Source organism: Janthinobacterium sp. SUN033 (assembly GCF_030397595.1).
GTDB lineage: Bacteria > Pseudomonadota > Gammaproteobacteria > Burkholderiales > Burkholderiaceae_D > Janthinobacterium > Janthinobacterium kumbetense.
This window is the reverse complement of sequence record NZ_JAPQNV010000003.1, coordinates 110,776-132,624: the sequence shown is the minus strand read 5'-3', so window position 1 is coordinate 132,624 and position 21,849 is coordinate 110,776. Positions and strand designations below refer to the sequence as shown.

The following is a 21,849-nucleotide window of genomic DNA, read 5'->3' as shown; positions in this document are numbered from 1 at the left end:
GGCGGTAGTTTGTCATAAACCACATCCATCATGCGGATTTTGCACCAAATTACTGCTAATAAGCAACAATATCTATGACCGGGGAAGACGACTTTCAGTCGCTGCCCGCGCCTGACTGGCGGCGCAAGCGCCACAACTGCCATGCCGGCAGCCAGCGGTTCAGGAACGCCAGGCCGGCTATCCGCCGCCAGCGCACCAGGCGCACCACGCGCACGGCGCGGCCGTCGGCGCCTTGCCCGGGTTTGGCGGCGAAGACGATGCGGTTATTGCCGGCGATGCCGTCGAAGTGGCACACGGCGCCGCGGAAGGTGAGCATCAGGCGCGCCAGCATGGCGGGGTAGTGTTCGTCATAACTGAACAGGTTGGCCACCAGCACACCGCCGGGCAGCAGGGCGCGCAGGCAGTCCGCATAGAAGCGCGCGCTGCCCAGTGCCGGCGGCAAGCCCGTTTCGTCATAGCCGTCGAGCAGCAGCACGTCGGCGCAGCCCGGATGCTGGCGGATATAGCTGACGGCGTCCGTCTCGATGACGCGCAGGCGCGCGTCGTCGGGCGGCAGCATGAATTGCTCGCGCAGGGCGATCACGTCGGCGCGCAGTTCCAGCACCGTGATGCGGGTGTCGGGCAGGTGGCGGTGGCAGAATTTCAGCAGCGAACCGCCGCCCAGTCCCACCATCAGGATGTGGCGGGGACGGGGTACGAACAGGGTAAAGCACATCATGGCGCGCGCATAGCGCAGCAGCAGATGGTCGGGGCGCGACAGCAGCATTTCGCTCTGGATCATGCCGGGCTGGAATTCCAGGCGGCGCCGGTCGCCACAGGTATGCACCTGCGGGGCAAGCGGGGTGGTGCTTCTGTTTTCCGGCATGGGACGACTTCGCTGAGTGGACTGGGGGAGATGCTTTGTTGCATTCAGAGAAATCTGATAAGCTCCCGTGAGCATACCCGATTAATCCGCGCCGAGCATGCGTATATTGGCGCGCGGCGGCACGGCCGCGCAGTCGGGCACCATGGAGACAAGCATGTTTTTGGATCACCCCATCATTACGGCGACGAACAGTTTTACGGAGCCCGACCGCATCGAGCGCTTGACGCGCGTGTACGGCTACGCGGCGGCGCTGGCCGACCAGGCCGCCAACGTCGGCTTTATTGAAAAAGTGGCGCAAATCCACGACCACAAGGGCACCCTCATCGTCTTCTGGCACGAGGCGCCCAGCGAGGTGGAAAAACAGTATTTCGTGCAGGCGTGGGCCAGCAAGATCGGCGACGGCAGCACCAATGTCGAACACGAAATCTGACCTGGCCTGCCGCGCCTGCGCGGCGACGGCGTAACCCATGGATATCAAGACCCTGGTACTGGCCCTGGCGCTCGGCAACCTGAGCCTGTGCGCGGCCCTGTTCTTCTTCGAGTATGAGCGCAAGAAGTCGCTCAGCATGTCCACCTGGGCGGTGGCCAAGCAATGCCAGGCCGTGGCCTGGTGCCTGCTGTATTTCCGCGGCGTGCTGCCCGATTTTCTCTCCATCTTGCTGGGCAATAGCCTGCTGTTTGCCGGCATGGCGCTCGATGCGGGCGCACTGTGGCAGGCGGCCGGGCGCAGCGGCTGGCGCCGCACCGTGCTGCCGGCGCTGGGGCTGTCGGTGGCGTTGTTCGCCGCCTGCTATCTGTTCGACGTGGCGCCGCTGCTGCGCAGCGCCGGCGGTTCGCTGATCGTGGCCGGCTTTTTCCTCGCCGGCGTGGCGGCCTTGTGCCTGAAATGGCGCGAGGCAAGCATGCTGCGCCGCTTCCTCGTCGTCAGCATGGGTATTTTGTCGCTGCTGATCGCCGCGCGCGGCGTGCTGGCCGCCGCCGTGCCCGGTTTCGATGCGGAATTGATGCAGCTGGCCGGCTTCGGCGCCCTGTACCTGATGATGCTGACGAACGCTTTCGGCTATCTGCTGCTGTCGCGTGAAAAGCTGGGCGGCGAACTGGCGCGCCTGGAAGTGCTCGACGCGGCCACGGGCGTGCCGAACCGGCGCGGCTTTTACCAGGCGCTGGCGCCGTGGATGGCGCTGGCGCGCCGGCCCGGCTTGCCGACGGCGCTGGTGGTGCTCAATATCGACCACTTTAAGAGAGTCAACGACAGCTACGGTCATCCGGTGGGTGACGCGGTGCTGAAAACCATCGTCGACACCTGCCGCCAGCAGCTGCGCGACAGCGACCTGATGGGCCGCCTGGGCGGCGCCGAATTCGCCATCCAGCTGCCGCGCACGACCCTGGCCGATGCGCTGATGGTGGCCGAGCGCATCCGCGCCGCCGTCGAAGTGCTGCCCGTCAAGACGGAGCGCGCCGTGCTGCAACTGACGGCCAGCCTGGGCGTAACCACCATCCGTGCCGAAGACAGCACCGTCAGCCTGTTCAAGCGGGCCGACGAGGCGCTGCAGGCGGCCAAGCAGGCGGGCCGCAATCGCGTCGTCGAGGCGCAAGGCGCCAGTACGCTGGACGTGTAAGCCCGCTTACTTCTTGCGCGAGCCGAGCCAGCTGGGTTCCTTGCCGCATTCCTTGGGCAAGAACAAGGCATCGAGGCCGGGATCGCAGCGATGGTCAGGCGCCTTCATCGGTTCGACGGTCAGCCATTCGCTCCTGGGCAGGATCTTTTCTTCGCGTGGTTCCACGGGCGGCGCGGGTGGCAGGCTGTCTTGCCACCTTGGCTGTGCGGCGGGCGCGGGCGCGGTTGCCCAGTTCGCGTCGACCTGCGCTGGCGGTGTGTCCGCGTGTGCGGCGGCGCTCAGCAAGCTGCCCGCGAGGATGAACGCACGCATGGCGGCGCTGTTTACGGAAATCATAGTCTGTCCTTGGTCGGTGCCGCGAGGGCGGACCTGGCATTATGATGCCAGCCGGAAGCAAAAACACAAGAAAATTGCAACGGCATGTTACCAAAGGGACTATAGTTACTGGTAGCAAGCAGGTGCATCACAGCAAGGCGCTCGAATGGTGAGCAAGGCGCGGGTCGCCGCTGCCCGAACGTGTGCATTCCCTAACTTTCATTTAAGCTAAGCAAGTTATGCTATCGAGCGCACGCCAGGCTGCCCTGTGCCGTCCGCACCGCAGTTCCTCTTTCTTACTCTTGCCAGGCCCATAATGAAAATGCTCAAATCCCTGCCTGTATGGCCGCTTGCCGCCCCCGTTGCCGGCTGGCTGTTCCTGTTCGGTTCCACCTTCAATGTCGGCGGCGCCTACCAGATACTGCTGGTGGCGGGCCTGATCGGCAGCGTGCTGGCCGCCGTGTACCACGCGGAAGTGGTGGCCCACCGCATCGGCGAACCGTACGGCACGCTGGTGCTGGCGCTGGCCGTGACCCTGATCGAGGTGGCGCTGATCGTCTCGCTGATGCTGGCCGGCGGACCGGAAACGACAGGGCTGGCGCGCGACACCGTGTTTGCCGCCATCATGATCATCCTGAACGGCATCGTCGGCATCTGCCTGCTGCTGGGCGCCGGGCGCCACAAGGAGCAGACCTTCGGCCTGCTGGGCGTGAGCGCCTCGCTGGCCACGCTGGCGGCCATCGCCGTTCTGACCCTGGTGCTGCCGAACTACACCTCGAGCGCCGCCGGTCCCTTCTACAATTCCAGCCAGCTGATCTTCATCGCCGTCATTTCCCTGGTCCTGTACGGCACCTTCGTGCTGGTGCAGACGGTGCGCCACCGCGATTACTTCCTGCCCAAGGAAGCCGTTGGCGATGAAGAGGTGCATGCGGCGCCGCCCACGGCCACCGTCGCCTGGGTCAGCGCCGGCGCGCTGCTGGTGTGCCTGGGCGCCGTGGTGCTGCTGGCCAAGTCGCTGGCGCCCGCGCTGGAGACGGCGATCGCCGCCATGGGCGCGCCGAAAACCCTGGTCGGCATCGTCATCGCCGCCATCGTGCTGCTGCCCGAAGGCCTGGCCGCCGTGCGCGCCGCGCGCGCGAATCGCCTGCAAACGAGCTTGAACCTGGCGCTCGGTTCCGCGCTGGCCAGCATCGGCCTGACGATTCCCGCCGTGGTGGTGGTGTCGCTGGCCACGGGCCTGACGATTACCCTGGGACTCGACATCAAGTCGACGGTGCTGCTGCTGCTGTCGCTGATGGTGGCCACCCTGTCGCTGGGCACGGGCCGCACCACGGTCATGCAGGGCACGGTGCACCTGGTGATTTTCGCGGTCTATCTGTTTACCACTATCGTCCCATAAGCACCGCGGCTGGTCGCCGTTTTGTCACAATCCTGTCACGCCGCTGTCATACGATGAGGGTAGTGTGGTAGGATTTTTAAATCGTTTAAATGATTTATATAGTTTAGCAACTGAGTTTGCCAACTTTTTCAGTCGGCACAGTAATGACAAGACAAGAGGCCAGTATGTATGCAGCGGTGGACCTGGGGTCCAACAGTTTTCGTTTACACGTCGGCAAGCATGATGGCGACACGATCCGCGTGGTCAAGAGCGTGCGCGACCCGATACGTCTGGCCGCCGGCCTGGACGCCAATGGCGACCTGACCGAGGCGGCCATGCAGGGCGCCCTGGCTTGCCTGCAGCGCTTTCGCGCCATTCTCGCCGGCTTCGAGCTCGATGCCGTGCGTGTGGTGGCCACGTCGGCCATGCGCGTGGCGCGCAACGGCGCCGTCTTCCTGCCGCTGGCCGAACAAGCCATCGGCCATCCGATCGAGATCATCTCGGGCGAGGAAGAGGGGCGCTTGATCTACATGGGCGTGGCCAATGCGCTGGCCATTCCCGGCGAACGCCGGCTGGTGATGGATATCGGCGGCGGCTCGACCGAACTGATACTGGGGCGCGGCAACGATATCGAACGGGTTGAGTCGTTCAGCCTGGGCACGGTCAAGCAAAGCCTGTCGTTCTTCATCGGCGGGCGCATCGACGCGCCGTCGTTCGAGGCGGCCATCCTGTCGGCGCGCAGCCATTTCGAGGATGCCGCGCCGCCGTACCGTCCGCAGCACTGGAAAACGGCCTACGGCTCTTCCGGCACCATCCGCACCATCGCCGACATCATCGCCCGCAACAAGCTGGGCGACGGCCTGCTCACGAGCGCCAGCCTCGATGCGCTGGCGCGCCGTTTCATTGAACTCGGCCACACCAGCCGCATCGACATGCCCGGCTTGCGCCCCGACCGCGCCAGCACCATCGTCGGCGGCCTGGCCATCTTGATCGGCCTGTTCCGCGAACTGGCGATTCCCGTCATGACGCCGATCGAGGCGGGTCTGCGCATGGGCGTGATGTGGGATTTGTACCTGCGCTCGACCAAGCGCGACCGCCGCGAACAGTCGGTGCAGGGCTGCATGGAGAAATTCCATATCGACCAGCAGCGCGCCGGCCGGGTTGCCGAGCAGGCGCTGGCCATGTATGCGCAGCTCAAGCCCACGTCCGACGCCCTGGTGAAATCCCTGCGCTGGAGCAGCCTGCTGCACGAAGTGGGACTGGCCGTGTCGCAGACGGGCTACCACAAGCACGCTTCCTACATCGTGGAGAACGCGGATTTGCCCGGTTTTACCACGCGCGAACAGAAGACCATGAGCCGGCTGATCCTGGCGCAGAAGGGCAACTTGCGCAAGATCGGCGAAGTGCTGTCCGACCCCGATTTTGCCAAGGCCGTGCTGGCGCTGCGCCTGTCGATCCTGCTCATGCATGCGCGCATCGAAGCCGATTTCAGCGAACTGCGCCTGCGCATGAAGAACCGCATCGAACTCGATATCAAGCGCGGCTGGGTGGCGCACCATCCCACCGTGTCGTTCTGGATCGAGAAGGAGCAGGAATTCTGGGATGAGGTCGGGGTCGATTTCACCATCCGCGCCAGCGCCTAGAAGGTCATGCCTTGCGCATGACTTGATGTGCAGCAAGCAAGATTTCAAAAAACAGTATATATTGTTTATATTAATTACCAGATTGGAAAATCCATGACCAAAACCGTCCCAGCGAAAAAAGCCGACAGCGCGCCCGTATCGATGTTCCCTACCAGCGCTTCGATCAATGCGGCAGCGGCCAAGGCCGCCCCGGCTGCCAAGCCCGCCGCTAAACCAGCCGCCAAGCCTGTGGCAAAAGCCGCCGTCAAGCCGGCAGTCGCCAAGCCGGCGGCAGCCAAACCAGCGGCGGCCAAGGCGCCAGCCGCCAAGCCGGCAGCGAAGGCCGCCGTTGCCAAGCCTGCGGCCAAAGCCGTCGTCAAAGCCGCCGTCAAACCGGCAGCCAAGCCAGCCGTGAAAGCTGTCGCCAAGCCGGCGGCCAAGCCTGCAGTGAAAACCGTCGCCAAGCCGGCCGCGAAAGCCGCCGTCAAACCGGTAGCCAAGGCGGCCGCCAAGCCTGCGCCAGCGAAAAAGGCGCCGGTTGCCAAGGTCGCCGCCGTCAAGGAAAAAGCCCGCAAGCCGAAACTGGTGCGCGACAGCTTCACCATGCCGGAAGCGGAATACGAAGTCCTGGGCCAGGTCAAGAAAGCCTGCCTGAAGGCCGGTTTCGAGATCAAGAAAAGCGAATTGCTGCGCATCGGCGTGGCGCTGATCAGCCAGATCGACCTGGCGACCCTGCAAAACGTGCTGGCTGGCCTGCCGCAGCTGAAAACGGGCCGCCCGAAGAAGGATTGATGGCGCGGGCAGGGGCCGCCCCTGCCTGTCCATTCTGGTTTACCATGGGGCCTGTGATAGTTCCCCCATGGTTACCATGTCAGAAGATACAGATATCGAACGCGCCGGCTTCGTCGAGCGCGCCATCGTCCGCCACCAGGCGGGCGTCTCTACCCCAGCCATCGACCACGTCGCCGAGGAAGTCCCCGTCGCGCTGGTCTTCAATGGCATTTCCCACGTCGTCATGATGGCCACCCCGCGCGACCTGGAAGCGTTTGCCTACGGCTTCGCGCTGACGGAAGGCGTGGTCGCTTCCGCCGGCGCCATCTTCGATTGCGAAGTGTTCCTGCGTCCCGACTCCGCCGAAGTGGCTTTGAGCATCGCCCAGGAGGATTTCGTGCGCCTGAAGGACCGGCGGCGCCAGCTGACGGGCCGCACGGGCTGCGGCGTGTGCGGCATCGACAGCATCGAGATGCTGGACTTGCAGCCGCAGGCGCTGCCGCCGGCCCTGATCCATGTCGACCTGCCGGCCGCGCTGGCGCGTGCCTCCGCCGGCTTGCGCGCGCACCAGGCGCTGATGCGCGAAACGGGCGGCGTGCATGCGGCCGCGTGGTGCACGCCCGATGGCGATATCGTGCACGTCTTCGAGGATGTCGGCCGCCACAATGGCCTGGATAAACTGATCGGCCATTTGGCACTGAGCGGGGCGGACATGCGGCGCGGCTTCGTCTTCCTGTCCAGCCGCGGCAGCTACGAGCTGGCGCGCAAGGCGGCGCGCATGCAGATTCCGCTGCTGGCGACGATTTCCGCCCCCAGTTCGCTGGCCATTTCCATCGCCACGCAGGCGGGCATGAAGCTGGTGGGTTTCTGCCGCCAGGATGCGTACGTCGATTACACGCCCGGTATCACCTTGTAGCTTCCGCTGCGCTCCAGCAAAACTGGCACGGACTTCGACGTGGGCGTGCCGGCGCCGTCCGCCGTGCTGGCCAGCGGCACCAGCGCATTCGTTTCCGGATAATACGCGCCCAGGCAGCCGCGCGGGATGTCGTAGGCGACGAGACGGAAGCCGTCGGCGCGGCGCGCCACGCCATCGTCCCAGGCGCCGATCAGGTCCACCAGCTCGCCATCGGCAAATCCCAGCATGGCGATATCTTCCTCGTTGGCGAAGACCACCTTGCGCGTGCCGTACACGCCGCGGTAGCGGTCATCCATGCCGTAGATGGTGGTGTTGTACTGGTCGTGCGAGCGGGTGCTCATCAGGATCATCAGGCGCTCGCCATGGCGCTGTTTCGCGCGGTGCAGCGGCGTATCGAGGTCCAGCGGGGCGACGAGGAAGCTGGCCTTGCCGCTGGCCGTCTTCCACACGCGCTCGCGCGACGCCACCGTCAGGTGAAAGCCGCCCGGTTGCGCCACCCTGGCGTTGTAGTCGTGGAAATCGTCGAACACCTTTTCGATGTCGTCGCGGATGCGCGCATAGTCGGCCGCATAGGCGCGCCAGTCCACCAGACTGCTCCCCACCGTCGCTTCGGCCATGCCGGCCACGATGGCCACTTCCGAGCGCAGCTGCGGCGAAGCGGGCGCATTGCGGCCGTACGAGATATGCACCATGCTCATCGAGTCTTCCACCGTCACGCCCTGCGCCACGCCGCCCTGCAAGTCGATTTCCGTACGTCCCAGGGTGGGCAGCAGCAAGGCTTCCTTGCCGATGACGAGATGGCTGCGATTGAGCTTGGTGGCCACCTGGACCGTCAGCGCGCACTGGCGCAGGGCGGCAAAGGTCAGCGGCGTGTCCGGCGTGGCGGCGGCGAAATTGCCGCCCAGCGCGATGAACACTTTTACCTCGCCGCACTGCATCGCTGCGATGGTGGCCACCACGTCGTGGCCATGCGCGCGCGGCGGCTCGAATCCATACACCTGGCCCAGGCGGTCGAGGAAGGCCCTGGCCGGCTTTTCCTCGATGCCCACCGTGCGGTCGCCTTGCACGTTCGAGTGGCCGCGCACGGGGCACAGGCCGGCGCCCGGCTTGCCGATCTGCCCGCGCAGCATCATCAGGTTCGACAGCATGCGGATGGCCGCCACGCTGTGCTTGTGCTGCGTCAAGCCCATGCCCCAGGTGGCGATGATGCGCTGGCCCTTGACGAAGATGTCCGTCAATGCCTCGATCTGCACGCGCGCCACGCCCGATTCCCGCTCCAGCAGTTCCCAGCTTTCTGCGCGCAGGTCGTCGCAAAACGCCTCGAAGCCGCTGCAGTGTTCCAGGATGAAGGCGTGGTCGATGACGGCGGGCGCGCCCGCCGCCTGCGCTGCGTCGTCATGTTCGACGACGCGCTTGGCGACGGCCTTGATCAGGGCGAAGTCGCCGCCCAGGGTCGGCTGCACGAACAGGCCGGCCAGGCGCGTGCTGCCCAGGGTTGCCATTTCCAGCGCGCTTTGCGGGGCCATGAAGCGCTGCAAACCCCGCTCGCGCAGGGGATTGATGGAAACGATGCTGCCGCCGCGGCGCGCGCAGTCGCGCAATTCGCCCAGCATGCGCGGGTGGTTGGTGGCGGGATTCTGGCCGAAGATGAGGATGGTGTCGGCCAGCTCGAAGTCGGCCAGGGTCACCGTGCCCTTGCCGATGCCCACGGTGGCCGGCAAGCCGCGGCTGGTCGCCTCGTGGCACATGTTGGAGCAGTCGGGGAAGTTGTTGGTGCCGTACAGGCGCGCCATCAGCTGGTACAGGAAGGCCGCTTCGTTGCTGGCGCGGCCCGACGTATAGAACGCGGCCTGGTTCGGGTCGGCCAGGGCGCGCAGGTGGCGCCCCACGAGGGCGCAGGCGTCATCCCAGGAGATCGGTACGTAGCGGTCGCTGGCGGCGTCGTACACCATCGGCTCCGTCAAACGGCCGTGCTGCTCGAGCGCGTAGTCCGACTGTGCCAGCAGCTGCGTGACGGTATGGCTGGCGAACAGTTCCGGGCCGGCGCGGCGGCTGGTCGCTTCGGCGGCGACGGCCTTGGCGCCGTTTTCGCAAAAGGCAAACGTGGAAGCGTGGTCGCGGTCGGGCCAGGCGCAGCCGGGGCAATCGAAGCCGTCCGGCTGGTTTTGCGCCAGCAGCGCCTTCAGGTTGCCGGGCGCGACGCGCTCCTGGCGCAGGCTGATGGCCACGTGTTTCAAGGCGTCCCAGCCGGCGGCCGGCCTGGTGTAGGGCGTGATGTGCGGTGCGTCCTGGTCTTTCATGGGCTCTTTCGGCTGGGCGAGTGTGGTAATTATGCACGATCCCCGGATGACATTGACTTGCGTCATGGAAATGACATTCGGCTGTCATTTTCCTGACATATTAGACAAGTACGCTGGAGTCGTCTTGATCACAGGGGATGAAACCATGCAGAACATAGTCGCATCAAACGAAGCCAAGGCCCGGCCGGTCCAACTGGTGCTGAGCCAGGCCACGACCGCTGCGGAATTGCGCGAAGTCCAACGTTTGCGTTACAAGGTGTTTATCGAGACCATGGGCTTGACGTCGCTGGCCAACGCCGATGGCCTCGACAGCGATGAATTCGATGCGCACTGCGATCATCTGATCGTGCGCGACGCCGATACCCTGAAAGTGGTGGGCACCTACCGCGTGCTGAGCGCGGCAAAGGCAGCCAAGATCGGCCGCCTGTATTCGGAAAACGAGTTCGACCTGAGCCGCCTGAAGAACCTGCGCGGACGCATGGTCGAAGCGGGCCGCGCCTGCATTCACCCGAAATACCGGGGCGGCAGCGTGATCATGCTGCTGTGGTCCGGCCTGGCCGAGTACATGCGCCGCGAGCGCTGCGACTACCTGGTCGGCTGCGCCAGCATCAGCCTGGCCGATGGCGGCCATAACGCCGTCGCCGTGTACCAGGCGCTGGCCGAAAAGCACATGGCCCCAAGCGAATACCGCGTCACGCCGCACCTGCCTTTCCCCATCCACCAGGTGGAAGCGGCGCACAAGCCGCAGGTGCCGCCGCTGATCAAGGGCTATCTGCGCTCGGGCGCCTGGATTTGCGGCGAACCGGCGTGGGACCCTGATTTCGAAAGCGCCGACATGTTCATGATGATGCCGCTGGCGAATCTGGACGAGCGCTATGCGCGCCACTATGGCGTGGTGCCTGGCTAAGAGCGGGAAGTGAGGACTGCAGCTGGCTGGCCAGCGCCTGCACGGCGCTGCGCAAGCCGGTGTCCGCGCCGTCGGGCGGCAGCAGTTCTAGCAGGAAGCGCAGCGGCGCCGTGATCGCCTCGGGTTCGCCGATGCTGCCGTGGCGCCGCACGGCGTCGTGGTACAGGGCCAGGAATGCGGTGCGCGCGGCCGCGTCGAAAGGCTGGCCGTCCGGCGCCTGCCACAGGGCCGCCAGCAGGGCGGCGCGCACGGGGGCGCCGGCGTCGATGGCGCGGTGTTCGTCCGCGTGGCGCTGGCGCGCATAGGCGATGGCGTCGTGCAGCAGGTCGCCCAGCTGCGGATCGAGCGCGCGCCAGGCGCCGCTGTCGCCATGGGCTTTCAACAGCAGGGCGCCCGCTAGCACCTGGAAAATCAGGTCGCAGTCGGCCACGCCGCTGCGCCGCCGCGCTTCCTCCAGCGCGGCCAGGCAGGCGTCCGTCATGGCGCGCAGGGCCGGCGCGCCGGAGCTTCCAGCGCGGCAGGCCAGGCGCGCCTGCAAGGCCCAGTAGCGGCCCAGCAGGGCCAGGCGCTGCGCCGTGGGCGCCAGCGCCACCAGCAGGTCGATATGCTGTTTTCCATCCTGCAGCAACTGCCGGCCCTGTGGCATATCAGGCACGGCCGGCACCTCGATGCCGGCGCCCGCATCGAGGCCGCACAGGGCCGCGCCCTGGCGTATTTCCAGTTCCGCCCAGTGCGCCAGCGCGCGCAAGCCCACCTTGCCGTCGGCCGCGCTGTGCGCCGCCCGGTAGTGTTCGATGGCGCGCAGGGTGTTCTCCAGGCCGCCGAGGCCGGCCCGCGTGGCGGCCATGTTTTCGCGGATGTCGGCGCAGCCGAAGAAGCGGGCGCACACGGCTTCCTCGATGCTGCCCAGCTTTTCCTCGATGGCCGCGCGCCGCGCCGCATCGGCGCCCGCCAGGCGCGCGTGCAGGGTTTCCAGGTCGGCCAGCAGGTGGCCGTGGTAGTGGTAGTCGGGCGCTTGCCAGGGCCGGCTCTGCGTGTTCGGGAAGCGGTAGCGGTCGTCGCCATATGCCTGGTAGGCGCCCCAGGTGTTTGAGGCCGGGAACTGCAGGTACGCCGCCTCGCGCGCCAGGCGCACGGCGTCGCCGAAATATTCGCCGCTCAGCATGGCGTGATAAAAGCTGTGCGCGAAGATGCTGGCCGCCTGGTCGTCGATGCGCCAGCCGGCCGCGATCACCGCCTGCGAACCCATTTCAATGAAGGCCGTGGCCAGGCTGGCGGCCAGTTTCGACCACGGCGCGATGGCGTCCGGGCGCATGTCGCCCAGGTGGCAGCAATTGATGAAGACGAATTGCGGCACGCGCTTCAATTTACCCACCTGCGCCGCCGTCAGCCGCGTCTTCGGCCCCAGCACCAGGCCCGTATGGGCGATGCCGGGGCCGGCCACTTCGCCATGGCCGGCCAGGTGGATGGCGAAATAGCGCTCGTCGAACAGGTGCACCAGCACGCGCTGCGCCTGCGGGCGCAGCAGCTCGCGCACCTGGTAGCCGTACGCGCCGAACATGCGCGCCACGTCCTGCGCCTCGGCCTGCGCGGCGGGCAGCTCGGGCAGGCCGGAATCGGTGTCGCCGATCACCAGCACGCTGTTGCTGGGCGGGCTGACGGCCGATGGCTGCTCGCGCAGGCTGGCCAGCTGGCGCACCATGCCGATGCGCGTCGACAGCGGGCTTTCCTCGCTGCCCGCCTCGTCGCGCATCAGCTCCCACGGATAGATGGCGGCGCTCTGGTCGACGGCCAGGATCAGGCCGCGCATTTCGGGGATGGCCGCCTTCAGGCCATTGGGCAGCATCAGTTCATACAGCGCGCGCGACAGGCCCGGCTGGTCGGTGGTGTTGTCGGTGGCGTCCATGATCAGGCCATCGACGGCTTGCCGCTGGTTCGGCTCTTCGTCGACGCTGTTGTGGGCGCGGTCCGTCAGCACGGTGAAGCGCAGGGCGCCGGACAGGTCGGCGGCGACGATCTGCACGCGGCGCCAGCCATTGTCGCCGCTCAGGCTGGGCAAGATGCGCCGGTAGCCGCCGGGGCTGTGGCGGATGCGCTGCTCGAACGTGAAGCTGCCCTGGTAGCGCGCCTCGGCCATGATCTGCTCGATGGCCATGGCGGCGGCGATGGCGCGCGCCTCCGACTGTTCGTAGATGGCGATATGGCCGATGCGGCAAGCCATGCCCGCGTCTTCCAGGCGCCGGTTGGCGCTGCGCGCGCCGTCGAGCAGGGCCCGCGCGCACAGGGCGATGCTCAAGCCGCCATAGCCGGAACCGGACAGCAGGCTGGCCACGCGCAAGCCGTGCTCGCCCATCGGCGGCACGGCCGCATGGCCGGCGGCGCGCACCTGCAGGCAGACGCACGCGTATTCGAGCAGGCCGCCGGCAAAGGCGCGCGCCAGTTCGCCCGGCGTCAGCTCGCCCAGCGCGCCCAGTCCGATGACGATGGCGCCGCCGGGCCGGCGCGCCGCATCGGGCTGCAGCACCACCAGGGCGGAGTCGGGGCGCTGCGGAAAGCGTCCCAGCGCGTGGATTTCCTGCAGCTTGCCCGCCAGCAGGCGGTCGAGAAAACTCATGCTGCCGCGCAGCGATTCGGCGGCGTAGCAGCCGCTCATGACGGGCGCGTCGGCAGAGGCCATGCTGCCGTGGATGATGGATAGGCTCAGCTGCGGCGCGAGGCTCTCCGGCGCGATGGCGGGGCCGGCGGCGCCGAGGGCGGCGTCGAGCAGTTCCTGCGGCTGCGGGTACAGCGGCGTGGCGTCGGGGGCGTACGGATGGAAGCGGGGCGGTGCGCCGCCAGGCGCGTGCGGCGGGTGCCGCGGCAGGCCCGTGCCTTGGCCGCTGTCGAGCAGTTGCGCGATGGCCGGGTAGTACTCCTTTTGCAGCAGCAGGTCGCCATGCGCCACCGGCAGGTAGCAGGCCGCCACGCCGTCCGGCACCGCGCCTTGCCAGGCCGTGCGGCCATCGCCGTCCGGCGACCAGGCTGTCTCGATGCCGCCGTCGCGCAGGCGCAGGGCCACCGGCGTGTCGGCGCAGCCGGCCAGGTAGCTGCAATGGCGGGCGTCGGGCGGTGCCGCTTCCAGCAGGGCCACGGTGGCGCGCGCCGCGGCCAGCGCCTGGGCCTCGGGCGCCTGCCAGCCGCCGGGCAGGCCCGCCTGCGCGTCGCCGGCGGCCAGCTGCGCCCACGCGCCGGCGTCGAAATAATCGATGCCGCCCGGCTGTGGCCACGGCAGCATGTCCAGCACGCCGGGAAAGGCGCGCACGAAGCCGAGAAACTGGCGCCGCGTGTGCTTCCAGCCTATCCAGCACGCAAGCATCTGCACCAGCCGGTCGCGCCCCAGCAGCACTTGCACCATCGCCTGCGTGCCGCGGTTGGCCGTGCCCACCTGCAGCAGGCGGCTGCCGGGCAGGGCGCCGAAGCGCTGCCAGCGGTCTTTCAGGGCCAGGCGCGCCACCAGCCCGCCCATGCCGTGGGCAACGATGCGCAGCGGCTGGCCGCGCTGCTCGGCGTCGCGCATGGCCTCGTCGAGCACGGGCAGGAAGGCGTTGCCGGAGTGCTGCAGCGACAAGCGCCAGTCATAGGCAAAGGGCCGCACTTCCTGGCTTTGCGCGAGAAAGCGGGCAAACGGTTCATAGCAGGACTCGACCCAGCCGGCGCTGACGATGTGCGGCTGGCCCACGGCCAGGCGTTCGATGCGCCCTTCGACCAGGTTGACGGGGTCGAACCAGATGCGGTTGCTGCCCACTTGCAGGTGGCTGCCCATGATGTCGGGCAGCAGCAGCACGATGGGCGCGTGCGCGCGCCGTTTCGGCACTTCGCCGCCGCGCGCCAGGGGGCCGTGCTCGATGCCGGGCAGCGGCAGGTAGGCGGTCTCGTCGCCGGTGAGCACCTGCACGGCGGCCAGGCCGGACGGCGCGCGCTCGAAATAGTTGAGGTGGTGCGCGTGCGGCCCGCGCAGCAGCAGTTGCCGCACGGGCGTGCTGCGCGTGGCGCCGCCGGCCATCGAGGCGCAATTGACCACCAGGTCGTTCTGCCCGCCATACAGCTGGTCGTCGAGGCAGTCGCCCAGCCAGCCCAGCAGGCCATCGCCGCTGCACGCGCCGGCCAGCACATGCAGCGGGCTGGCCACGCGCACGTCGGGCGCATTGAGCAGCGCCACCAGGGGCGAGTCGGGCATCATCGCTTCCAGGCCCGGCAGGATGCGCGCGTCGCAGCGCTGCTGCACCACGGCCAGCAGGAAGGCCATGGCGCCGTCGGGCAGGCCGCCGTGGAGCAGCAGGTTGAACATCGCGCTGGCCCAGCGGTCGAGGCGGCCCGACATCAAGGTGGTGCCGCGCGCCGGGCAAGCCACGCGCACGAAGCGGGCGATGCGGATGGCGCGCGTCTTCAGCTCCATGCTCAAGTCGCGCAGGCGCGCCGCATCCCCGTCGTAGCCGCCGCGTTCGCCCAGCCGCGCCTGCGCCGTGAAGTGGTCGATATCGTGGCTGTTGAACGCTTCGCCGCCCACCGTGTTTTCGCTCAGCCGCTCCAGGCCGTCGCCTGCCAGGTCGACGGCGCCGCGGCTGTCGATGCGCTGCGCCCGCGCCAGCAATTCGCCCACCAGGCCGCCGCGCGAATGGCTCAGCAGGTGCAGCACGGCGCCGTGCGGCAACTGGCGCACGAGGGCCAGCGCGTTCTCGATGGGGCTGTCGCTGAGGCTGCGGTGCTCATAGCCATAGATGCGGTTGCCGTACTGCGCCGCCAGTTGCGGCGCCAGGCCGTTGCGCCACAGGCCGGCAAAGCTGCGCTGAGTCGACGAAGCCGTGCCGTGCAACAGCAGCAGCAGCGGTTCCGGCCCGGCGGTCAGGCTGGCGACGGCCGTCATGCTGCCCGCCTCGATGCCGCAGCGGTACAGGCCCAGGCGTTGTTCCAGCTGGCGGTCCTGGAAGGCGCCCGCCGCCGCCAGCGCCGTCATGGCGGCGCCGCCGCAGCGGTACACGCGCACGGCGCGCAGCATCCAGGCGCCCAGGCCGTCGCGGCTGGCGCCGGGCGGCGGACGCGCCGCCTGCGGGCGCAAGGCCAGTCCCACTTCGATGCTGGCGGGCGCGCCGTCGCGCCCCAGCGTGGCCGGCCCCAGGTAGCGTGGCAGGTCCAGGCTGCCGGCGAGCAGCGAACTGCCGTCGCACAGCAGCAGTTGCACGACGTCGTCCGGGCCGATATCGAGGGCGATGCGGCAACTGCCGATGCCGCGCGCGCCGGACAGCACGTGGGTCTGGCTATGCCAGCCGGGCGCGGCGGGGCAATCGCCGGCGCTGGCGAGGGGATCGCGCGTGAGCGTCAGGCGCAGCACGGGCGGCGCAAGGGGATCGCTGGACATGCGGTTGGGATCGCTGGTTAAAAGCTGACCTTGATGCCTGCGCGGACCATGCGTGTTGTGTCAGATCAAGTTTGAGTGGAAATGCAGGGGAGAAGCGGGGAGGGCGCTGGAAGGCAGAGAAACGGTCAGCATGGTTTGGGCTGGGTCTCTTCGCTATCGTGTCCGGATGCGGTGCGGTGAACGAACTACGCGAATTGTATGGCAAAAGTTCATGGCGCCGGGAACCTGGGTGCCTGGCATGGCATTACAACAGCGGGTAACTCAATGGACTGGCGTGGCGGACAGTTCCTTCAGTTCGCGGATGGTGATGTCCGATTTTTCATGCATGCGCAATAAAATCGTTGCACCGACCGACAGTTTGCCGTGACGAATCTTGCTGATGATGGGAGGCTGTACTTCCAGTACACGGCACAGTTCCGCATCATTTTTCAGGTTCATCTTCTCGATCAGGGTGTCGAGCAGCTTGTTGGGCACAAAACTCGATGGTTCGAGCGCACGCGCCCGGTTCATCGCTTCAATCATTTCCAGCTTCTTTTGCCGAACGTTCATTTACTCCTCCTTCAGGTTATGCAAGGGACGAGACCACTTTGGGTGGTCCCGGCTATAGTTCGTCATCGCAGTACGGCTGTCTGGGTGACGTAGTACAACATTCGCGTTAAAACATTGATAACCAGGCAAGTGTTTTCAATAATACTACGATAACAAAACTTGTGACAGATGGTCAGTTAAATTAACTGATTGTTTGATCAATTTGGTTGACGATTGTTGTATTTTGTAGTCCGCTTTTGGTCAATATCATGGTTCTGTCCGCCATTTCGGCGGCGGCCAGCGAATGCGTGACCATGATCGCGCAACTGCCGTTGGCCTTGATTTCGGCGCGCAGCAATTGCAGGATGCTGTGCGCCGTGTCCGGGTCGAGGTTGCCGGTAGGCTCGTCGGCCAGCACCAGCGCCGGCTTGTGCACGAGCGCGCGGGCAATGGCCACGCGCTGCATTTCGCCGCCGGACAATTGCTGCGGGAAGTCGCCGCCGCGTCCGCCCAGGCCGACCGCCTCGAGCATGCTGGCGGCACGCTCCTGGGGCAGTCCGTTGAGCAGCAGCGGCAGGGCCACGTTTTGCAGCAGGGTCAGGTGCGGCAAGACGTGGAAAGCCTGGAAAATAAAGCCCATGCGGGCGCGACGCAGCCGGGTGGCGGCGGCGTCATCGAGGCTGGACATGGCAATGCCGTCCACCAGGATAGGGTGCGCTTCGGCACCCGCGTCGGGCGTATCGAGGCCGGCGATCAGGTTCAGCAAGGTCGACTTGCCCACGCCCGAGTCGCCCATGATGGCGATGAATTCCCCCGCCTTGAAACGGCAGGAAATATTGGCCAGCACGGGACGGGCATTGGCATAGGATTTCGACAGATGGCGCAATTCGAGCATGGTGTTAACGGCTATCGTAAAGGGAGGCACGCGGGGGAGAGGGGGGCCTGGGAACTGCAAAGGGGCGCGGATTGTTTGGCCGGCAATGTGTAGTATACGACAGGCTTATGCTTTTTGCTTGGCAATACCACTTTTGCGTGCACGCCGCCGATATGGACCCTAAGTTACCTGCCGCACGGCTGGCTTGCGCGGATTCCGTTATGATGGAAAAAAGTCATCGGCAAGGCGCCCGCCAAGCACTACGGCAGGGGCGGCGCGCCCGGTGGCCGACCGTGCAAGCCTTTCGTGAAACTAGTGAACCTAACATTGACGACGCCAGCCCATGACCATGCCACTTGCGCAACAGCAGTCCGATTTCCGCCCCGCCAGCCACGCCGCCGCGGCCAGCGCCACTCCTGCCACGATAGCCGAGATCAGCAGCGGCCTGCTGGCGCGCCAGGCCTGGACCTCGCCCAAGTACCTGTACGACGCGCTCGGTTCGAAACTGTTCGAAGCCATCTGCGCCTTGCCCGAGTACTATCCGACGCGCACGGAAGCGGCCATCTTCGCCCGCCACGGCGCCGAGATCGCGCATGCCGTGGGGCCGGGCAGCACCCTGATCGACCTGGGCGCGGGCAATTGCGCCAAGGCCGCCAGCCTGTTCCCGCTGCTGCATCCGGCCCAGTACGTGGCCGTGGATATTTCCTACGATTTCCTCAGCGAATCGCTGAGCCGGCTGCAGCAGCGCTTTCCGCACATCGAGATGACGGGCCTGGGCCTGGATTTCTCCAGCCGCCTGGACTTGCCCGACAGCGTGCGCGAGGCGCGGCGCCTGTTCTTCTATCCCGGTTCGTCGATCGGCAATTTTGCTCCAGAGCAAGCGACCGCCTTCCTGCGCCGCCTGCGCGCGAATGCGGATGGCGATGGCGGCCTGCTGATCGGCGTCGACCTGATCAAGGACGACGCCATCCTCGACGCCGCCTATGACGACGCGCTGGGCGTCACGGCCGCCTTCAATCTGAACATGCTGCGCCACGTGAACGGGCTGATCGGCGCCGATTTCGACGTGCGCGCGTGGCAGCACCACGGCTTTTTCAATGCCGACGAGCGCCGCGTCGAAATGCACCTGGAAGCGCGCAGCGAACAAGTTGTCCATTGGAAAGGTGGACAGCGGCGCTTCGCGAAAGGCGAGCGCATCCATACGGAAGACAGCTACAAATACACGCGCGCCACCTTCGTCGGCTTGCTGGAGCAGGCAGGATTTTCCACCGTGCAAGTCTGGACGGACCCGCAGCAGTGGTTTGCCGTCATTTACGCACGCGTGATTCGAGACTAAAAGGCGACGATGCTGATCGATCATTACCATCAAGTGCGCCAGCATTCTCTGCGGCTGGCCGAACCCCTGTCCGACGAGGATTGCGGCGCGCAATCGATGCCGGATGCCAGTCCCGTGAAGTGGCACCTCGCGCATACCACCTGGTTTTTCGAAACGTTTATCCTGGAAAGCATGGAAGCGGCGTTCGCGCCTTTCCACCCGGCCTTCCGCGTGCTGTTCAATTCGTATTACAACGGCGTCGGCGAGAAGCACCCGCGCGCCCAGCGGGGCTTGCTGACGCGCCCCGGCATGGAGGTCGTGCGCGCCTACCGGGCCAATGTCGATGCGCGCATCGCGCGCCTGCTGGCGGGCGAACTGGCGCGCGACGAGCGCGAACGGCTGACCATGCTGCTGGCGCTGGGGCTCGAGCACGAGCAGCAGCACCAGGAGTTGCTGTTGACGGATGTCAAGCATCTGCTGGCGCAGAGCGCCCTGTTTCCCGCCTACCTGGAGCGCGGGGATAGCGGACTTGCGCCAGCGCAAGAACACGCGCAGCCCACGGCCTGGCTCGCCTTCGACGGCGGCCTGGCGCAGATCGGGCATGCGGGAGACGGTTTTTGCTTCGACAATGAATTGCCGCGCCATCCGCAATACGTGGCGCCCTTTGAACTGGCCAGCGCGCTGGTGACGAATGGCGACTATCTCGCCTTCATCGAGGCGGACGGCTACCGCACGGCGCACCTGTGGCTGGCCGAAGGCTGGGACTGGGTGCGCAGCCAGCAACTGGCGTGTCCGCTGTACTGGCAGCGCGATGACGCCGGCCGCTGGCAGGAATTCACCTTGTTCGGCTTGCGTCCGCTCGATCTCCAGGCGCCGGCCACGCACCTGTCCCTGTTCGAGGCGGACGCCTATGCGCACTGGGCTGGCGCGCGCCTGCCGACGGAGGCGGAGTGGGAAGTGGCGGCGCAAGGTGTCGCCGTGGAAACGGGCCGGCTGCATCCGGCCGCCGGTGCGCCGGGCGCAGGCTTGCGGCAAATGTTCGGCCACTGCTGGCAATGGACCTGCAGCAGCTACGCGCCGTATCCGGGCTACCGCACGGCGCCCGGGGCACTCGGCGAATACAACGGCAAGTTCATGCTGAATCAATACGTGTTGCGCGGTTCGTCGTGCGCCACGCCGGCCGGCCATGCGCGCGCCAGCTACCGCAATTTCTTCCCGGCCGGTGCGCGCTGGCAATTTTCCGGCATCCGCCTGGCGCGCCAGGTGGAATAAGCGGCTTAGTGCAGGCGCGGAACGGACGGGGCAGGGCGGCTTGGCGCCTGGCCTCCAGCGCTCTGTTCCAGCTTGAACTGGCTGACGAGGGTTTCCAGGTCGCCCGCCTGTTCATGCATGGCAGCCGCCGCCGCGGCCGCTTCCTCGACGAGCGCCGCGTTTTGCTGCGTCGTCTGATCCATCTGCATGATGGCGGCATTGATTTGCTCGATGCCTTCGCTTTGCTCGTGGTTGGCGACGCTGATTTCACCGACGATGGCGCTGACCCGGCCCACGCTGGCCACCACTTCATCCATCGTCGCGCCCGCCTGGCTGACCAGCTGCGCGCCCTGGTCGACCCGGCTGACGGAGTCGGCAATGAGTTCCTTGATTTCCTTGGCGGCCGCTGCCGAGCGCTGCGCCAGGTTGCGCACTTCGGAAGCCACGACGGCGAAGCCCCGTCCCTGCTCGCCGGCCCGTGCCGCCTCGACCGCCGCGTTCAGGGCCAGGATATTCGTCTGGAAGGCGATGCCGTCGATGACGGCGATGATGTCGACGATCTTGCGCGACGAGGCATTGATGGCGTCCATGGTGCCGATCACTTCCGCCATGGCCGAGCCGCCGCGCTGCGCGATGGCCGATGCCGAGCGGGCCAGGCTGTCGGCCTGGCGCGCATTGTCGCTGTTGCTGCGCACGGTACCCGTCATCTCGATCATCGAGGAGGCCGTCTCTTCCAGCGCGCTCGCTTGCGCTTCCGTGCGGGCCGACAGGTCGGCATTGCCGCTGGCAATCTGGCTCGACGCCACGGCGATCGTGCCCGTGCCGCCGCGCACCTGGCCCACGAGGGTGGCCAGGTTGGTGTTCATGTCGCGCAGCGCCTGCAGCAGCTGGCCCGCTTCATCCTTGCCGTCGGCCACGATTTTACTGCTCAGGTCGCCGCCGGCCACGGCTTGCGCCACGCGCAAGGCATACGCGATCGGCGTGGTGATCGAGCGCGTGACCCACCAGGCAAAGAGCACGCCCAGCAGCAGGGCGGCCGTGCCCAGGCTGGCCATCAGCATATTGGCGGCGGAAATATTCTGCTTGATTTGCTGGCCGCCATGCACGACCACGCCGCGCTGGATTTCATTCAGGTGGTTGACCGTCTTTTGCAGCTGGTTCAGGGCGGGCAGGGTGTCGTCGCGCACGTGCACGGCCGCTTCCGCGCGCTGTCCCGCCACCAGCAGCTTGTCGGCCTGGCTGAACGACACGACATAGGCCTTGCGCTGCTGCTTCAGGGTGGCCAACAGTTCCTTGCCTTCAGGCAGCACGATCAGGCGATCGAGCACGACCAGCGCATCGGTGATGGTGGCCTTGTTGGCATCGATTTCGCCGTGGATGGCGTTGGCGCGGGCCGGATCTTCATGGATGAACAGTTCCAGCACCAGTGCCGCGTTCGAACGCGTGGTACTGCGGATGGTGGCGATGGCGTCGGCCTTGGCCCAGTCTTTCTCGATGATGGCTTCGCTGAGCGCACCGATCTTATCCAGGCGCAGCAGGCCCGTGCCCACCAGCACTGCCATCAGCAGCAGCACCACGCCAAAACCGGCACCCAGGCGCACGCCTATCTTCATATCCGTTAATTTCATACTGATTCCCTCGGTAGCTAATGATCTGTCTCCGGTGGTCTTGTTATGAAACAATTATACGGCGGGTGATACCTGATTTGCACTACTAATTGCCCTATAGAAATGAAAAAGCGGCACGGCGATCAAGCCGTACCGCTTTTTCTCCCTCTGGAGCGCGCCGAAATT

At 66.4% G+C, this 21,849-nt stretch carries 16 protein-coding genes; 9 read left to right on the top strand and 7 right to left on the bottom strand.

From position 1 onward, the window contains the following. Positions 1–94 precede the first annotated feature (94 nt). A complete protein-coding gene (locus OX460_RS13605) occupies positions 95–865 on the bottom strand; it encodes a transferase spermidine synthase (RefSeq protein WP_289898969.1) in 771 nt (256 codons plus the stop codon). 154 nt (positions 866–1,019) lie between these two features. On the opposite strand from OX460_RS13605, the gene OX460_RS13600 reads away from it, so the two are divergent. Further along, positions 1,020–1,295 carry a hypothetical protein gene (locus tag OX460_RS13600; RefSeq protein ID WP_034757372.1) on the top strand — a complete coding sequence of 92 codons (276 nt, stop codon included), beginning with the start codon at positions 1,020–1,022 and terminating at the stop codon, positions 1,293–1,295. 37 nt (positions 1,296–1,332) lie between these two features. After that, on the top strand, positions 1,333–2,484 hold the full coding sequence (locus OX460_RS13595) for a GGDEF domain-containing protein (protein WP_289898968.1): 1,152 nt from the start codon (positions 1,333–1,335) through the stop codon (positions 2,482–2,484). 6 nt (positions 2,485–2,490) lie between these two features. On the opposite strand, the gene OX460_RS13590 is transcribed toward OX460_RS13595, so the two are convergent. Next, complete coding sequence (locus OX460_RS13590; RefSeq protein WP_289898967.1) at positions 2,491–2,820, bottom strand: hypothetical protein; 330 nt, start codon at positions 2,818–2,820, stop codon at positions 2,491–2,493. Positions 2,821–3,115: 295 nt separating this feature from the next. Here OX460_RS13590 and OX460_RS13585 point away from each other — a divergent pair, with 295 nt between their 5' ends. The 4 genes from OX460_RS13585 (at position 3,116) to fdhD (ending at position 7,486) form a co-directional block, all read left to right on the top strand. Then, complete coding sequence (locus OX460_RS13585; protein WP_070259032.1) at positions 3,116–4,198, top strand: ionic transporter y4hA; 1,083 nt, start codon at positions 3,116–3,118, stop codon at positions 4,196–4,198. A gap of 164 nt (positions 4,199–4,362) precedes the next feature. Continuing rightward, a complete protein-coding gene (locus tag OX460_RS13580; protein WP_251351278.1) occupies positions 4,363–5,820 on the top strand; it encodes a Ppx/GppA phosphatase family protein in 1,458 nt (485 codons plus the stop codon). A 93-nt stretch (positions 5,821–5,913) separates the two neighbouring features. Further along, on the top strand, positions 5,914–6,591 hold the full coding sequence (locus OX460_RS13575; RefSeq protein ID WP_251351214.1) for a hypothetical protein: 678 nt from the start codon (positions 5,914–5,916) through the stop codon (positions 6,589–6,591). A gap of 67 nt (positions 6,592–6,658) precedes the next feature. Further along, a complete protein-coding gene (gene fdhD, locus OX460_RS13570; RefSeq protein ID WP_251351215.1) occupies positions 6,659–7,486 on the top strand; it encodes a formate dehydrogenase accessory sulfurtransferase FdhD in 828 nt (275 codons plus the stop codon). On the opposite strand, the gene OX460_RS13565 is transcribed toward fdhD, so the two are convergent. Continuing rightward, positions 7,462–9,786: an FdhF/YdeP family oxidoreductase gene (locus OX460_RS13565; protein WP_289898966.1), complete on the bottom strand. Its 2,325-nt coding sequence runs from the start codon at positions 9,784–9,786 to the stop codon at positions 7,462–7,464. The two genes, fdhD and OX460_RS13565, sit on opposite strands and share 25 nt — an antisense overlap. Before the next feature lie 145 nt (positions 9,787–9,931). On the opposite strand from OX460_RS13565, the gene OX460_RS13560 reads away from it, so the two are divergent. After that, positions 9,932–10,693 carry a GNAT family N-acyltransferase gene (locus OX460_RS13560; protein WP_099664512.1) on the top strand — a complete coding sequence of 254 codons (762 nt, stop codon included), beginning with the start codon at positions 9,932–9,934 and terminating at the stop codon, positions 10,691–10,693. Here OX460_RS13560 and OX460_RS13555 read toward each other — a convergent pair. From OX460_RS13555 to OX460_RS13545, 3 genes are all read right to left on the bottom strand, one after another. Continuing rightward, positions 10,626–16,088 (bottom strand): CHAT domain-containing protein, encoded by a 5,463-nt coding sequence (locus OX460_RS13555; RefSeq protein WP_289898965.1) that lies wholly within the window; start codon positions 16,086–16,088, stop codon positions 10,626–10,628. The two genes, OX460_RS13560 and OX460_RS13555, sit on opposite strands and share 68 nt — an antisense overlap. 261 nt (positions 16,089–16,349) lie before the next feature. Then, a complete protein-coding gene (locus tag OX460_RS13550) occupies positions 16,350–16,637 on the bottom strand; it encodes a hypothetical protein (RefSeq protein WP_034786045.1) in 288 nt (95 codons plus the stop codon). A 181-nt stretch (positions 16,638–16,818) separates the two neighbouring features. Beyond that, the gene (locus OX460_RS13545; RefSeq protein ID WP_034757401.1) at positions 16,819–17,511 is read right to left on the bottom strand and encodes an ABC transporter ATP-binding protein; all 693 of its coding nucleotides are present in this window, start codon (positions 17,509–17,511) and stop codon (positions 16,819–16,821) included. 322 nt (positions 17,512–17,833) lie between these two features. Here OX460_RS13545 and egtD point away from each other — a divergent pair, with 322 nt between their 5' ends. Together egtD and egtB are read left to right on the top strand one after the other, a co-directional pair. Then, entirely contained in the window at positions 17,834–18,826 is a 993-nt protein-coding gene (egtD, locus tag OX460_RS13540) for an L-histidine N(alpha)-methyltransferase (protein ID WP_251351217.1), read from the top strand. A gap of 9 nt (positions 18,827–18,835) precedes the next feature. After that, a complete protein-coding gene (egtB, locus tag OX460_RS13535) occupies positions 18,836–20,077 on the top strand; it encodes an ergothioneine biosynthesis protein EgtB (protein WP_289898964.1) in 1,242 nt (413 codons plus the stop codon). Between the two features lie 5 nt (positions 20,078–20,082). Here the strand turns inward: egtB and OX460_RS13530 are convergent, their stop codons facing one another. Beyond that, on the bottom strand, positions 20,083–21,684 hold the full coding sequence (locus OX460_RS13530) for a methyl-accepting chemotaxis protein (RefSeq protein WP_289898963.1): 1,602 nt from the start codon (positions 21,682–21,684) through the stop codon (positions 20,083–20,085). Between the last annotated feature and the right edge of the window lie 165 nt (positions 21,685–21,849).